At 26.7% G+C, this 16,423-nt stretch carries 13 protein-coding genes; 4 read left to right on the top strand and 9 right to left on the bottom strand.

Annotation, left to right across the window (positions count from 1 at the left end):
- Nucleotide 1 precedes the first annotated feature (1 nt).
- On the top strand, nucleotides 2-1,870 hold the full coding sequence (locus FRY74_RS08275; RefSeq protein ID WP_170227986.1) for a glycosyltransferase family 2 protein: 1,869 nt from the start codon (nucleotides 2-4) through the stop codon (nucleotides 1,868-1,870).
- On the opposite strand, the gene FRY74_RS08270 is transcribed toward FRY74_RS08275, so the two are convergent.
- A complete protein-coding gene (locus tag FRY74_RS08270) occupies nucleotides 1,860-3,056 on the bottom strand; it encodes a hypothetical protein (protein ID WP_147100414.1) in 1,197 nt (398 codons plus the stop codon). The genes FRY74_RS08275 and FRY74_RS08270 overlap by 11 nt on opposite strands.
- Nucleotides 3,056-3,796 carry a glycosyltransferase family 2 protein gene (locus tag FRY74_RS08265; RefSeq protein WP_147100412.1) on the bottom strand — a complete coding sequence of 247 codons (741 nt, stop codon included), beginning with the start codon at nucleotides 3,794-3,796 and terminating at the stop codon, nucleotides 3,056-3,058. The genes FRY74_RS08270 and FRY74_RS08265 overlap by 1 nt, the downstream gene beginning before the upstream one ends.
- A gap of 114 nt (nucleotides 3,797-3,910) precedes the next feature.
- Here FRY74_RS08265 and FRY74_RS08260 point away from each other — a divergent pair, with 114 nt between their 5' ends.
- Genes FRY74_RS08260 through FRY74_RS08250 form a run of 3 tightly spaced genes read left to right on the top strand, consistent with a single transcriptional unit; the run spans nucleotide 3,911 to nucleotide 7,942 of the window.
- Nucleotides 3,911-5,035 (top strand): hypothetical protein, encoded by a 1,125-nt coding sequence (locus FRY74_RS08260; protein WP_147100410.1) that lies wholly within the window; start codon nucleotides 3,911-3,913, stop codon nucleotides 5,033-5,035.
- Nucleotides 5,025-6,539 (top strand): hypothetical protein, encoded by a 1,515-nt coding sequence (locus FRY74_RS08255; RefSeq protein WP_147100408.1) that lies wholly within the window; start codon nucleotides 5,025-5,027, stop codon nucleotides 6,537-6,539. The genes FRY74_RS08260 and FRY74_RS08255 overlap by 11 nt, the downstream gene beginning before the upstream one ends.
- On the top strand, nucleotides 6,539-7,942 hold the full coding sequence (locus FRY74_RS08250; protein ID WP_147100406.1) for an MBOAT family O-acyltransferase: 1,404 nt from the start codon (nucleotides 6,539-6,541) through the stop codon (nucleotides 7,940-7,942). The genes FRY74_RS08255 and FRY74_RS08250 overlap by 1 nt, the downstream gene beginning before the upstream one ends.
- Here FRY74_RS08250 and FRY74_RS08245 read toward each other — a convergent pair.
- The 7 genes from FRY74_RS08245 to FRY74_RS08215 all read right to left on the bottom strand — a co-directional run bounded on the left by FRY74_RS08245 (nucleotide 7,939) and on the right by FRY74_RS08215 (nucleotide 16,228).
- Nucleotides 7,939-9,237 (bottom strand): alginate O-acetyltransferase AlgX-related protein, encoded by a 1,299-nt coding sequence (locus FRY74_RS08245; protein WP_147100404.1) that lies wholly within the window; start codon nucleotides 9,235-9,237, stop codon nucleotides 7,939-7,941. The two genes, FRY74_RS08250 and FRY74_RS08245, sit on opposite strands and share 4 nt — an antisense overlap.
- Nucleotides 9,237-10,652 carry an MBOAT family O-acyltransferase gene (locus tag FRY74_RS08240; protein WP_147100402.1) on the bottom strand — a complete coding sequence of 472 codons (1,416 nt, stop codon included), beginning with the start codon at nucleotides 10,650-10,652 and terminating at the stop codon, nucleotides 9,237-9,239. Before FRY74_RS08240 ends, FRY74_RS08245 begins: the two co-directional genes overlap by 1 nt.
- 3 nt (nucleotides 10,653-10,655) lie before the next feature.
- On the bottom strand, nucleotides 10,656-11,582 hold the full coding sequence (locus FRY74_RS08235; RefSeq protein ID WP_147100401.1) for a hypothetical protein: 927 nt from the start codon (nucleotides 11,580-11,582) through the stop codon (nucleotides 10,656-10,658).
- Nucleotides 11,582-12,865, bottom strand: a complete 1,284-nt coding sequence (locus FRY74_RS08230) for an MBOAT family O-acyltransferase (RefSeq protein ID WP_394344897.1) — start codon at nucleotides 12,863-12,865, stop codon at nucleotides 11,582-11,584. Before FRY74_RS08230 ends, FRY74_RS08235 begins: the two co-directional genes overlap by 1 nt.
- A gap of 213 nt (nucleotides 12,866-13,078) precedes the next feature.
- Nucleotides 13,079-13,864 (bottom strand): sulfotransferase family 2 domain-containing protein, encoded by a 786-nt coding sequence (locus tag FRY74_RS08225; RefSeq protein WP_147100397.1) that lies wholly within the window; start codon nucleotides 13,862-13,864, stop codon nucleotides 13,079-13,081.
- Nucleotides 13,865-13,937: 73 nt separating this feature from the next.
- Nucleotides 13,938-14,864 carry a hypothetical protein gene (locus FRY74_RS08220; protein ID WP_147100395.1) on the bottom strand — a complete coding sequence of 309 codons (927 nt, stop codon included), beginning with the start codon at nucleotides 14,862-14,864 and terminating at the stop codon, nucleotides 13,938-13,940.
- On the bottom strand, nucleotides 14,864-16,228 hold the full coding sequence (locus tag FRY74_RS08215) for an MBOAT family O-acyltransferase (protein WP_170227984.1): 1,365 nt from the start codon (nucleotides 16,226-16,228) through the stop codon (nucleotides 14,864-14,866). The genes FRY74_RS08220 and FRY74_RS08215 overlap by 1 nt, the downstream gene beginning before the upstream one ends.
- Nucleotides 16,229-16,423 lie beyond the last annotated feature (195 nt).

The raw sequence follows: 16,423 nt of genomic DNA, 5'->3' as shown, positions 1-16,423 counted from the left end.
AATGAAATTTTACAAGTATTTAGGAGTTTCTTCTAATTCTTGGACTAAAGATAACCGAAGTTTTTATAGAATATTCAAATTTATTTTTTCAATTAGAGGACAAAAAAGATTATGGTCGCTTTTTGTGAAAATATTTATTTTTCTAATAAGAAAAATAACCGGAATTAATGTTCGTAATCTTCATTATAAAAAATGGGCAAAACAAAATTTTATTACAAAAAAGCAATTATTGATTTTAAAAGAAAAACAAAAAGAACTTTCTTATAGACCATTAATCAGTATAGTTTTACCTGTTTATGACCCGCCTGAAAATTTCTTTATCGAATGTATAGAATCAGTTATCAATCAAATTTATACAAATTGGGAACTTTGTATTGCAGATGATGTATCTCCAAATGAAAACATAAGGAAAATCATAAAATCTTATGCTGAAAAAGATAAACGAATAAAATATGTATTTAGAACTGAAAATGGTCATATTTCTGCAGCTTCAAATTCAGCAATAGAAATCGCTACTGGAGAATATTTAGCTTTACTAGACCATGATGATTTAATAACCCCTGATGCCCTATATGAAAATGTATTGGCTTTAAACAATGATAGAGAAATTGACTTTTTATATTCGGATGAAGATAAAATAAATGAAAAAGGACAGTTTTTAGATGGGCATTTTAAACCTGACTTTTGTCCCGATAATTTTTTAAGCAGAAACTACATTTGCCATTTTTCAGTTATTAGAACTAGTATTATAAAAGAAATTGGAGGATTTAGAATAGGATTGGAAGGAAGTCAAGATTATGATATTTTTTTAAGAGCTATTGAAAAATGTAAAAAAATACATCACATTCCAAAAATGCTTTACCACTGGAGAATTCATAGTGAATCTACAGCATTAAATATGGATACAAAGCCTTACGCTACATTAGCAGCTGTAAAAGCTTTAGAAGATACACTTACAAGAAGAAATATTAAAGGTAAGGTTGAATCTATTGATGAATTACCAGGCTTCTATAAAATTAAATATGACATAGAAACTTATAAGAAGGTTAGTATAATAATTCCGTCAAAAAATATGGCTGAATTAACTAATACTTGCATTAAATCTATTTTTAACTTAACTAAGTATCCCGATTTTGAAGTAATTCTAATTAACAACAATAGTGATGAAAATACATTTTTTGAAATGGTAAAAAAATGGGAACAAAAAGAACCAAATAGATTTAAATGTATAACTGATAATGGAGATTTTAATTTTTCTAGATTGATTAACAATGCAGCAAAAGAAGCCAAAGGAGATTACTTATTACTCCTTAACAATGACACTGAAGTTACACAACCAGATTGGATTTCATTATTAGTTGAGCAAGCGCAAAGAGAATCTATTGGTGCTGTTGGAGTTAGATTACTTTATAAAAACGAGACCATTCAACATGCAGGAGTAATAATTGGTTTAAGAGGTATTGCAGGACATCCTTTTGTGGGCGCTGATAAAAATGAACCTGGTTATTTTAATTACCTTAAGAGTGTAAATAATTTCTCAGCTGTAACTGCAGCATGTTTAATGGTAAGAAAAAGATGTTTTGATGAAGTTAACGGGTTTAGTGAAGATTTGGCAATAGAATTTAACGATGTAGATTTCTGTTTAAAATTAAAAGAGAAAGGTTATAACAATATCTTCACTCCTGAGATAACCCTCTATCATTATGAATCTATTTCAAGAGGACACCCTCATAAAACTAAAGAATCATATGAAAAACATTTGAAAGAAAATAAACTATTTAAAGATAGATGGCAAAAGTACATTGACCATGATCCTTGCTATAATAAACATCTTTCATTAGAATATGATGACTTTAGAGTTAAACTCTAATTATTAAACGAACTAGTAGGAGGAATAATAGACCAATTGAAAAGAGCATAAATAACTTGTTTATGCTCTTTTTATTTAGCATTAATATTATAAACCCAAGAAGATTCCATAGCGTAAATATTCTTACAAAACCCCAATCATCTACATAAATAGCTGGACCAAGAATTAATGAAAATAAAGTCCAAAATAAAAATACAATAGAAAGTATTGAATTTACCGTTAGAGTTTTAATTTGTTTAAATTCAATACTTTTTATAACAATAGATACAAACCAAATATTCCATATTAAGAATAAGAACCAAAAAATAGTTTCAAAAATTAATTTGAAATCAGACAAATTAAAATTTTGCTTTGCTCCATAGATAATTCCGTAAACAGGATAAGATAAATTATGTGAACCATCTACTAATCTATCAGAGTTAATCGTTGTTTTTAAGTAAAATTTCCAAAGTAAAATCAATAAAAGAGGAATTGCTAGTAAAAGCCCTTTAGCAATTAATTTAAGATCAAATTTATTGTCCTTCAAAAGCTTTAAACCAACCAATAATGTCAATGGTCCAATAGCTATTAAAGAAGTTTCTCTTGAAAAGATTGCAAGAAGTATAGCTATAGTGTATAGCAATATGCTATTTCTTATAAAATAATATATTGCTAGAACAAAGAAAAAGGCTTCAAACAGTTCAGATGTATCTCGAGCTAAAGACATATATGCCCCAAAAGCAAATAATGGAAATAAAGCGAAATGTGAATTTAGTTTGTAAATTCTACCTATTTTAATAAAAAGATAGATTATTCCTATAAAAGCTAGAAGATTAGAAATAACAAGCCAAAAAGGCAGATAGTATTTACCTCCTAAGGAAAATAACCAAACTGTAGTTGGATATAAAATTCGTTGTATTCTATATTCAATATGATCTACCGTTACTCCATAAGCAAATCTTGATGTATCTAGAGGACTATGAGCATATCTGTAAAAAAATTGGCCATCATACCCTTGTCCTTCATTAATAATTAAATTAGGATGTAAACTATCTTTAACAACAAAATCAGAACCTGCAACTACGAAATGAGAAAAATTAAAGCCTCCAAATGATACCCTTAATAAAACAAAAGAACTTATAAGTAATACTGAAATAAGAATTACCTTCCTTTTTGTTAAAGAATTAATTAAGGATGAAAAATACATTAGTGATAGAGTTTAGATTTACCAAACCCCATTTTATTAAAAAAGTGCGTTAAAGAAACCCACAATACTCCTAGTCCATAAATTGAACTTCGCTTTAAATTTATTGACGATGCTTCGTCAAAATATTTAGTAGGACAAGTAACTTCAGCTATTTCATATCCTGCGTATACAATTTGTGAAAGCATTTGATTATCAAACACAAAATCATCAGAGTTTCTTTCATATTTAATTTTTTCTAAAACTTCTTTAGAAAAAGCTCTATACCCAGTATGGTATTCTGATAATTTTTGGTTGATTAATATATTTTGTGTGAGAGTTAAAATTCTGTTAGCTATATATTTATATATTGGCATCCCTCCTTTTAAAGCTCCTTTACCTAAAATTCTTGATCCTAAAACAACATGATACAAGTCATTAGCGATTAAATAAGACATTGAATGTATAAGCTTTGGCGTATATTGGTAATCTGGATGAAGCATGATAACAATATCTGCATTTAACTCTAGTGCTTTATTGTAACAAGATTTTTGATTCCCTCCATATCCTTTATTCACGTCATGTGAAACGATATGTTTAATACCTATTTCTTTACCTTTTTTAATAGTATCATCCTTGCTTTTATCATCTACTAAAACTACATCATCAACAATATCAAATGGTATTTCATTATAAGTTTTCTCAAGAGTTAAAGCAGCATTATATGCTGGTAAAACAACAACTATTTTTTTATTGTTAATCATCTATTAGTTATTTATCTATATCAAAAAGTTAAGTCACAAAGATATTTAAATATTTATCACTTAAAAATGAGAGTATAAACAATTAGTTTATCGAAAATATTAGATATTTGAAGTATGAATAAAAAACAAACTAAAATAATCAAGGTATTTCTTTACTTATTTTTAGTTATTGTTTTTCTACCAATGCTTCAATTTAGTTTTAGCCCATTTAAACTAGGAGGCCTTCAGGGTGCATACCTATTAAGCACAATGCCTAAATTAACAACCTCTAGTTTTCTAAATCAAAACTATCAAGACTGCACTGCAATTTATTTAAAACATCAAACACCTTTTAGAGCTGAACTAATTAAAGTTCGAAATCAAATTGATTATACTATTCATAAAAAAATAAATACGATTTTAACTTTAGGTAAAGACAATTACATTTTTGACCCTACTTATATAAAAGCAATTAGAGGTGAAGATTATTTAAATGATGAAGTTTTAACCAGCAAAATAACCTCGATTTTAAAAACTAAAACGAAATTAGATTCACTCAATATTCCCTTGCTAATATGCTTCGCACCGAACAAAGCAAATTATTATTCCGAAAAATTAATTCCAAAACCAATTGAAGTTGAAGCTACCAATCACAATTATTATAAAAAAAATCTACTAGAAGGTAGAATAAATATTATTGATTTTGACTCTATTTTTAATGAATTAAAGACAACTTCTAAATACCCTTTAATACCAAAATATGGAGCTCATTGGAGTACTTTTGGGGCATACAATTCAGCTAATATTTTATTTAACAAGTTAAACACAATAACCAAAAAAGAAACGTCTTCATTGATATTAGATTCTATTTATTTGACAGCTAACATAAAATTTAGTGATGATGATTATTTACCTTCTTTAAATTTACTAGAGAAATTAGAATCTCCAAAAATGGCTTACCCTATTTTTAATTTTAATGTTCAAAATAAACTTAATGTTCTTTTCATTTCTGATAGTTTCTGCTGGAGCTTTTATGACCTTGATATTCCAAAAAATTCTTTTACTCAAAATTCAGAGTTGTGGTATTACAACAAAACTAAATTTGATATAGATAAAAATAAAATAGGTCCAACTTCAAATATAATTCAATCTAAAGATATTGTTAATAGAGATCTCATTATAATTCTTTCATCAGCTCCATCATTGATAGATTTTGGGTTTGGTTTTTTTGAACAAATTGAACAAATGCATGAACAGTAAAAAAAACTATATATTTCATGTATTTATTCTAAGCTTACTTTTTTCTATAGCTGCAACACTTAGATTTAGTGATAACCATGAAAAACTTCCTGCTGATTGTGATGAATTTGGATATCTAAATTTAGCTAAGGCTTTTTCAAACAATAATACATTTAATGATCACTCTCCCAGACCTTACCTTAAGAATTTAGTAACTGAATTAAAAAAGAATAATATTCCTGAATTAGAATATAGATGGATGATAATGCCTTATGCCTATCATTTTTCTGAAAAAACGAATTACAAAATTATAAACCAATACCCTCCTGGAACTTCATTTTTAATTAGCTGGATTCCTATAGAATATAGAAAAAAGAGCTTTCCCTTTTTAGTAATATTTTTCTCTTTTTTAATCCCATTTTTATTTTTTAAAAATGCTTACCCATCAACTAATAAAAATAACATACTAATACCCCTCTCTTTTATTATCATTTTATTCAGCATTTCTACACCATTTTTAAGTGAATTAGCAAGAATAAATTCTTTGGCTTTTACTTTTTGTTTATTTATTACTGCTGGATTAATAGCTTTTAAAAAACCTCACATTTCTTTATTACTTATATTTCTATCTGCAAATTTTAGGCTAGTCAACTTATTAATGTTAATTCCTTTTGTTGCTATTATATTTCCTGAAGTAATTAAAAAAATAAAAAAACAAGAATTTAAAGAATTAAGAAATTTTCTTTTAAAATGCTTTAGCTATTCTATAATTGGAATCACTCCTTATTTTATATATGCCTATTTACTCTTAGGGAATCCTTTTGTTCCAACTTACCCAAGCCATGATATTGCTTCACATGGCTTATTTGAAGTAATGGATAATGTAAAATTTTATTTAAATCTTAACCAACCTTGGTTTGTTGTTCATTTAGTATCGCTATTAGTATTAGCAATTCAATTGCGATATAGGTTGTTATCGATTTTTCAATTCATAATAATATTATTATTTCCTTTATTAAATTACTCATTTTTTATATTTCATAAAATACAAATGGACTACTACCCTTTCGCTTCAGGAATGATTTTAATTGGAATATGCATCTATACCTTTAGAAATGCAAAATTGTTTTCTTATTCTAAACACCTTTATCTTCTTCCTTTTGCTCTTGCAATAACAATGTGTGTTGATGGTATTAATAGATACATAAACAAAGAGCATTTAAACTATAATGATGCTAATGATTATTATTCTGAGCTATGTGATTTCGATATTGTTTGGGGCGAATCGTTATGTGGAACCGCTGAGTATTTATGTAACAACAATGGTTTTAAATTTAAATATGCAACAAGAAGAGCAAGAGTAACAGCTATGAATTTTTTAAAGGAAAATAACTTATCTCAAGTTATCTTAGTTAATGATATATCATTACCATTTAAAGAAATTGAAGAAACATTAACCAACAACAATATTATGTTTGAGCTCAAAAAAAGTGAAAATTTGGGACTTTTATTAATTTTAAAATAATGGTTTTTAGTAGCATTATATTTTTATTATACTTCGCTCCAATTTTCTTTTTGGTATATTATCTTATTCCTCAAAAGTTAAAAAACTCTTGGATAATATTTTCTAGTTTATTGTTCTATTGGTGGGGAGCTCCTTCTTTTATTTTTATTTTAATATTAAGTTGTGTTTTAGATTACATATGTGCATTATTCTATTTAAAATACAATCTTAAGTTTATTTATTATATAGGAATATTAAGTAATGTAGGTTTACTTCTATATTTTAAGTACTATAATTTTTTTATCGAAAACTTTTTAACTTACACAAGCAGTAACGAAACCTTTTTAAGAGTTGCCTTACCCATTGGTATTTCATTTCTTACTTTCCAAAAAATAAGCTACCTAGTTGATTTAAAAAGAAGTAATGGCGAGCTTCAAGTAAATTTTAGCAAATATCTTCTCTATGTTGTCTTATTTCCTCAACTTATTGCTGGGCCTATTGTTCGATTTAAAGAAATAAGCAATCAAATTACTGATCGCTTTAAAACAATAAATTATAACACAGTATATTTAGGATTACGACGATTTATAATTGGTTTAGGTAAGAAAATATTAATCGCTAATGTTTTAGGAGAAACTGTAGATGCTATTTTTATTTTACCTATTACCGAACTATCAACTTTTGCAGTTCTTTTAGGTCTTACAGCTTATTCCTTTCAGATTTACTTTGACTTCTCTGGCTATTCAGATATGGCTATTGGGTTAGGTAAAATGATGGGATTTACATTTCCTGAAAATTTCAATTTTCCATACATAGCTAAAAATATTACCGAGTTCTGGAAAAGATGGCACATTACACTAAGTAATTGGATGAGAGATTATTTATATATCCCTTTAGGTGGAAATCAAAAAAGTGAAGTTAGAACTTATTTCAACCTTATATTAGTTTTTTTAATTTCAGGATTTTGGCATGGAGCAAGTTGGAACTTTATAGTTTGGGGAGCTTATCATGGAATCTTTTTAGTTTTAGAACGATTATTTCTCTCAAAACTAACCTCTAAACTACCTTCTTTTATTACAATATTATCAACGTTTGTAATTGTGTCTTTAGGATGGTTATTATTTAGAGTTGACAACCTTTCTCAAGCTTTAAATTATATTCAAGCCATAAATAATACAGATTTACAAATGAATAATTGGTCAGAATTATTTACAAATAAATTTTATTTCACACTTTTTACAGCTGCTCTATTGTCCTTTATTGGTGCTTTTTTTGAAGTTCAATTAAATAATCACCTTTCATCAATGCCTTCAAACAAAATAAAAATAGTCGGTTCTTTCGTTTCTATAATGTGTTTGTTTTTACTTTCTTTAGGCGAATTATTTGCTTCTGGATTTAATCCTTTTATTTACTTTAAATTTTAAAAATCTTCAAAATTAAAACGATTAACAAAAGCTGTATCATTTTCAATTTCAGGAGGAAGATTAAAGTATTCATAATTAAATCTTTCTAAAATTTCGTGTACAATTATGTTGGGTTTATACTCTAAAATTCGTGGAATTGAAATTCTAGGTGTCCAATCATAAACCGATTTATTAAAATTAAGTGACAAGAATTTTTTTAAATTTTCAGAATAACTATCTCTAATTACATAAATATCGATATCTAAAGTATCGTTTTGCATTTCAAAAACTTGAAATACATTATCGGGGTTATCAGGAAATCTTGTTGTATAGGTTAATTGGGGTAGGTTTCCATCTTTAGGAGTAAAAGCATCCTCTAAATAAGCATACTGAGTTTTATACCCTAATAAATGAAGTAAATCACCTGTTTGCATAGTTTGTTTCTTAATATTAAAATCACTCAACTCATAAGGATGTAATTTGGGGAAATCCTTATTAAGGACATCTAATATTTTTTTATAACCAAAATAAGCCCCTCTTTCATTCCAGTGAGTATCATATTTTAGGTAAACAGGATTATCTTTTTTAGCTTTTCTTAATTCATCAACGTAATTAATAAAATTATATCTAGAATTTAATTTAAGATATTCAAATAGCTGGTCTGAAGAAGAATAGGTTAATCTTTCGTTAAGAAAATCAGGGGCTTTTTCATTGTGAACTCTTGGCTTTGATGGAGGAAATGTTAAGTAATATTTAATTCCATGCTCTTCAAACCAAATGGTAATAAGCGTTAAATTATAATTAATACGCTTTAGCTCTTGCAAAGTAAATTCAATAGATATATTATCTAATGCTTTTTTTTCATTAAAAAACATCCATCCTTCTTTTCCAAAAACAACCTGAGATGTAAGATTGTTTAGTTTAAGGCGATCATATTTTAATTCTCCATAAAAAGCTACCAGCTCATTTTTTAAAGTAAATCTGTCATTAAAGTAATTTTGATAATCTCTAAAAAACTTCCAAACATTAGACCAACGCCATTCAGGAAATTGTTCAAGACTTCTATTTTCTAAACTTTCATTTTGTTTTTCTCCAAAAAAAGGAATAAATAAAATTGACACAAAACTAAAAACCAAAAGTGTTTGATTAAACGTAAAGTTTAATTGTTTCTTTTTATATAATATTATCGAAACAGCAACTGCTATAGTTAAAGCTATAAAAAGAGTAATATCAGTTGCAAAAAACCTTTTTAAGAAAAAAAAGAGTACAGAAGTAATACAAATTCCTATAATTATATATTTAATTATTTTACTCATTAAAATCTAAAATAGATAAAAGGATTATAACTACCTGAAGCAACATTCATAATACAATAAACAAATATGAAAAGAAGGCTTATTGTTTTAATTGATTTATATGTAAAGTTAAGTAACTGATTATCTGTGATTAAAAATTTATTATAAAAAAGGGTTAATCCATTAAAAGATAGTATTATTCCTACTATTAATACAAAGATAATTTCAGTAGATAAAAACATATTAAAGGTATAATGATTAGGGTTCGTTGTTCCGCTAAACATTATTGAAATGTAATTAATAGCATCTGAAAATGTCTCTATTCTAAAAAATATCCAAGCTATCATTACAACAAAAAGGGTGTAAATATTTCTTAAAATTTTTAATCGATCAATAATTTTATCAAATCCTAAACGCTCAATTACAATAAATACTCCATGTATCATTCCCCATAAAACAAAATTCCAACTAGCCCCATGCCATAAGCCCGTTAAAAAAAATACTATAAATAAATTTAAATAGGTTTTAAAGTTACCATTACGATTACCTCCTAATGAAATATAGAGGTAATCTCTAAACCAGTTACTTAACGAAATATGCCAACGTCTCCAAAATTCTCTTATAGATTTTGATGCATAAGGGAAATTAAAGTTCTCTAAAAAATCAAAGCCTAACATTTTACCCAAACCTATAGCCATATCTGAATAACCCGAGAAGTCAAAATAAATTTGTAATGAATATAATATTATACCCAACCAAGCTGTTGATGCATCCAGCTTATTCATATCGGCATCCATAATATAATCAGCTACTAAAGCTAATGAGTTTGAAATGATTACTTTTTTAGCTAACCCAATTATAAATCTTTCAACTCCAACATTAAACTTTTTTATATGAAGAATTCTTTTTTGTAACTGATATGCAACATCTTTATATCGTACAATTGGACCTGCAATTAACTGCGGAAATAAGGATACATAAAGTGCTAAGTCTACAAAACTTTTTTGAGCTTTATTATTTTTTCGATATACATCTATTAAATAGGAAATACTCTGAAATGTATAAAATGAAATACCTACCGGAAGTTTAATTTCTATATTTGAAATTAAAGGGAAATCAAAAATTTCAAAAAACACATTGAGATTATCAATAATAAATCCGGTATACTTGTTTACTATTAATAATATTAAATTAATAGCAACTCCAACTGATATCGATAATTTGGAATGTTTTTTTTCAATCCATTTACCTAAATAAAAGTTAAGTGCAATCGAACCTATCATTAGCAAAACCAATTCTCCTTCACCAAAAATGTAGAAGAATAAACTCAGAATTAAAAGAATGGTATTTCTTATTTTAAACTTCTGAAATAGAAAATTTAAGATGAGCGTTATCGGTAAAAAAAAGAATAAAAATGAAGGTGCAGTAAATACCATTTCTTAATTCTTATTTAACGCTTTTGATAATTGTTTAGAAAACTCAATAGCTCCTTTTTTATTTAAATGGCCATGATTGTAAAAATAATCATTGGATGCAAATAACTCCGCATAATCTATTATTTCAGCATCGTTATTACAAATTTTAGATACCTCTTCCAAAAAGCCTTTATTTTTAGTAAAAAAGATTGGAGGATTTACTAAAATTAATTTAACATTATTTGATTTACATTTATTAATGATGTTTTCTAAAGACTGCTGATATGGTTTATAAGATTTCTCAAATTTATACGGATTGTTATTTTGGAAGACCATATCTTCAAAACCTTTAGCTTTTCCTTCCATTAAATTAGAACCATACTTATCAATATTGTTTATTTCAAACGAAGGTTTTTCTTTTCCTCCTCTTAAATACTTAACTGCTGAAATAAAATTAACATTATGCTTATAAGTTAAAGAAAACTTAGTTGTCCATAAATTCTTATCCATTTTTTCTGCTACAATTTTATTTATTTTATCATTTTCTACATAAGGGTATAGTTGTTCAAAAGGATAAATAATTTGACCTTTAAATTGCATTAATGTAGCACAATCATCCAAATTATATATGATGGTTTTTGGTTTGTGCTTTGAACTTAATATTAAATCCAAAACAGTTTCATGAAACTCAACATTTGAACCACTTACAGCTAAATTGTAACATGTAAAATTTGTTTCTTCTTCTATAACTTTAGGAGAATACCCATTTAAAGCTCTTGATGATCCAATAATAAAAACATCTTTATTCAGACTATCTTTAAGAAGTAAACCTATACGATTATCGAACCTATACTTTAAAGAATAATTTGAAATTAGGAAACCTAAAGAACGATCAATAATTATAATTAGAATTATAAATAATAATAAACGATATATATTCCTCTTAGTCATTAAAATTGAAAATAAATAAATGGTGTTTCCTCGATATTAGACATTATTATTATTGAAAATATAAAGAATAAATAGATAGACCATGCTTGCCATCTTGGTTTATTAATGAAAAAATTATCTACCGAACTTTTACTCATTTTCCATTGTATTATTTCAAAAAGTATAAAAAATAAAATTATTATGGTAAAAGTATCAACATCTTTACCTAAGTACAATACCTCTTGCCTAAACCCGTTTTCATTAGCTATTAAATTCCCTACTAAATCTGACCAACCTTTAAAATAATTTGCAATTAATATTTTAGCATCAGCCATACTTCTAGCAGGGAAAAACAAACCAAATATTGAAAAAATATTTACAACAGCTAGTATTTGAAGAAAATGTCTGGTTTTAGGATATTTATCTATACCTAACTTTACAATCATTCTAGCTCTAAAATCTGAAGATGCTTTTGAATAGATTACAAAAAATCCATTTATTATTCCCCATATTATAAATGTCCAATCAGCACCATGCCATAAACCACTTATTAAAAAAACAGTCATAAATACTGATTGCCATTTCCATTTTTTTCGAACTAATGGGAACATTATATAATCTCTAAACCATTGCATTAAAGAAGTATGCCATCTACCCCAAAAATTATTGTATGAAGTAGCATAAAAAGGGAAATTAAAATTATCCATTAGCTTAACCCCCATAATTCGTGCAGATCCTTGAGCTATGTCTGAGTAACCTGAAAAATCACAATAGATTTGTTGAGCAAACAATAAAGATGCAAAATAAATTGAAAACCCTTGGCTAGCCTCTGGATTACCATATACATGATTAACCATACTACTCAATTGATCAGCAATTACAATTTTTTTAAACAACCCCCACATTATTAATCGAACACCTGAAACAGTTTGTTCATGGTTGTATTTAAAATCAAAATGAAACTGAGACAATAAATTTTTAGCTCTTTCAATAGGTCCAGCAACAAGCTGAGGAAAAAATGTTACATATAATGCAAATTTCCCTAGATGTTTTTCTGGTTTTATATTCCCTTTATAAACATCAAGAGAATAACTCATTGTTTGAAATGTATAAAAAGAAATTCCCATTGGCAAAAGCACATTTAGGTAAGAAACAGCGTACTCTATACCAAGTAAGCTAGCTAAATCATGGGCAGCGATATTAAAAAAATTAAAGTATTTAAAAGTAATAAGTATAAGTAAATTACTGACGATACTAATAATTACGTATGGCTTACGGAGTTTTTTTTCTTCATAATTCCCCATCTTTAAACTACAATAATAATCTATAAGAGTTGAAAGAATTATTAGTAAAATGTAGATTGGCTTCCATACCATATAGAAGTAATAACTTGCTATTAGCAATATTATCCACCTATATTTTGGCTTAAATGAATAGTATAGAAATACTACTATTGGTAAAAAAAATAAAAAATGTATCGAATTAAAAAACATTATCTTTTACTCCTGAAATGAAAGTTAGGACTTAAACCCTGCGTAAAAATTATATAACTTATTTACACTTCTTAACTTTTTTAATTTAAAGTTTAACAAATCAACTTCTTCTAATTCTTTATTGAACTTTTTCTCCATTATTGAATATAAATCAATATCTCCTTGATTTAAATCTTTTATTGCTACTAAAGTATTTTTATCAATTTCATCTAACTTAGATCTTTTAGGAGTTTTATTTAATGATCGATAATATGGAATTTTAAATTTATAAAGTTCTTGAAGAAGAAGAAGTGACTCATCATACTTTTCAACCAATCCTACAAATGAAAAATTATTGTCTATGTTATCTATAGCTTTTGACAACATATTTTCAGGAGTATCTTCTATTCCACTAATCACTCTAATTTGAGCATTATTAACGTCTCCTTGATTTATTTTTGTAGCGAAATCATATAAAGACATTTTTTCTTTCATCACTCGTTCATATAGTCTATGAGAAGGTAAACTTAGCACGTAATAATAGTAAGATACAATTCTATCAACAGGGTTTCTTAAAAGTGTTATGTAATTAAATTGATTTCTAAGTTTTTGATGAATACCAAAAGGCACATGACCTTTTAATAGTTTTATATTATTTAATTCTTCTTCGTTTAAATTAAGTAAATCAGAAATATTTAACTCACTATTACCAATAACTTTAACATTAAATGTATTATTAACTGAAAAATTTTTATCTAAAATAGAGTCAAGTGTTGTTCCTCCATTCTTAGGAATGTGCATAAAAACAATATTCTTATTTAATAATTCCATTTTCTAAAATCAGCTATTTTTTTTGATAAAGTACTCAAAGAACGGTTATTTTTTCTTGCTATGCAAAGTCCTTTTATAGATTTAATTCATCAGCTATTAAGCTTGTAAATTTAGTTGCTCCATTTTTATTAAGATGCTCATAATTATAAAACAATTCATTATTTGTAAATTGATTGGAATAATCATAAACAAGTAAAGTATCTTTCGAAAGTTCACTAATTCTATCTCTAAAGCCAATAGTGGAGGAAACAAAAGATGGTGTTATAATCAGTTTAACGTTAATATTATTCCCTTTACACTTTGCTAATATTCGAGTAAATGCATTCCGATATTCATCATTCTCATATTTTGTATCATAAACAAATTTTCTATTCACAAACTTCATATTTTCATGTTTTGCTTGGTGGCCTATCATAATATTAGCACCATAATTATCAACATTATTTATTTCATAATCAGGAACTTCTTTTCCTCTCAACAAATATTTTATAGCTGTAACGAGATTTACATTTTGATGATAAACAGATGAAATTTTCGATGCTAAAATTGACTTATCAAGCTTTTGAGAAACAATATTATTAATTTCATTATTATATACAAATGGATACAATTCTTCTTTTCTATAAACTACAATACCATCAAACTTAATTAATGAACCTGGGTCATCTATGCAATAAATTAAAGTAGATGGATGATTTTTGGAGAGAATTATTAAGTCTAGAATTGTCTCATGAAATTCAATATTTGAGCCGCTATAACTTAAATTATAACACGATTTTCCTGTTTTATTTTCAATAATTTGGGGATCTATACCATTTAATGCTTTTGAAGAGCCCAAAACTAGTATGTCTTTATCAATTTGATTATTAATTAATAGTTCTATTCTTCTATCAAACTTATATTTTAATGCCAATTTAGAAACCATTAATCCTAAAGATCTATCAATTAATACAATTATTAATAGAAAAAATAATACTTTATATAATTGATGTTTTCTCATTAAAATTGAAAATAAATAAATGGCGCTTCTTCTATATTAGACATAAACATAATTGAAAAAAGTATGAATAAATAAATACTCCAAGTTTGCCATCTGACTTTTTTAATAAAAAAATTATCTAATGAAGTTTTACTCATCTTCCATTGTATCATTTCAAACAGAATTATAAAAATTATAATTAGCAGAAAAGACTCAAACTCTTTTCCTAAATACAAAGTAGATTGTCTAGCACCATCAATGTTATAGATAATTTTATTTAAAACATTATCCCAGTCAAATACAACCTTCTCAATTAAGAGTAAAGACTCTTTTAGACTATCTGCTAAGAAAAAGATCCAAGTTGATGCAAACAAACTAATAGAGCTTATCATTTGAAGTGAATATCTAATTTTAGGAAGTTTATTTATTTTAAAGTTAATAATTATCTTCTCTCTAAAAGGAGCTGATAACCTAGAATAGATAACAAAAATACCATTAAACAATCCCCAAAGAATAAAGGTCCAATTTGAACCATGCCATAAACCTGATATCGCAAAAATGATAAATAAATTCAAGTATTTTCTTTTTACTCCTTTTCTACTTCCTCCTAAAGGAATGTATAAATAATCTGTAAACCATTTTACTAATGAAATATGCCATCTACGCCATAAATCATCAATTGATTTAGCATAAAGTGGAAATTTAAAGTTATCCATAAGACTTATCCCTAAAACTCTAGCTGAACCTTGGGCGATATCTGAATAACCAGAAAAATCACAATAAATTTGTTGGGTAAAAAGAATTAAAGCAAATATTACAGAAAATCCATTTGCATTTTCAGGATTATCAAAAACATAAGAAACCATTCCGCTTAATTGGTCAGCTATAACAATTTTTTTAAACAATCCCCATAATATCAACCTTAATCCTGAAACTGCTCTATCATGATTATATTCATATTTAAAATGAAATTGAGATAACAAGTCCTTTGCTCTTTCTATTGGCCCTGCAACTAACTGAGGAAAAAAAGTAACATAAAGTGCAAACTTTCCAAAATGAGTTTCAGGTTTAATATCACCTCGATAAACATCAATTGAGTAACTCATGGTTTGAAAGGTGTAAAAAGAAATTCCCATTGGCAAAATGACATTAAACATTGGAACTGCGTATTCCATGTTTAATAAATCAGCTAAATCATAAGCAGCTGTATTAAAAAAATTGAAGTATTTAAAAGCAACTAATATTAATAAATTCGAAAAAATACTAACCGCGATATAAGGCCGTCTTTTGGGTTTTAAATCTATCTTACCCATCTGAACACTACAGTAATAATCTATAAGCGTTGAAAGAATAATTAATAAAATATAAATTGGCTTCCACACCATATAGAAATAGTAACTGGCAACCAATAGTAAAAGCCATCTATATTTAGATGGCGTGAAAAAATATAGTAATACTACTACAGGGAAAAAAACTAGATAATGTAAAGAGTTAAAAAACATTTATTGATTTGCTTTTTCATTTTCTAAAAATTACAAAATACAAAAAACCCTCATTTTTTTAAATGAGGGTTTTAATAT

This window comes from Vicingus serpentipes (assembly GCF_007993035.1).
Lineage (GTDB): Bacteria > Bacteroidota > Bacteroidia > Flavobacteriales_E > Vicingaceae > Vicingus > Vicingus serpentipes.
Note: the sequence above shows the minus strand (reverse complement) of the source record. Positions and strands in the feature narration are given on the sequence as shown.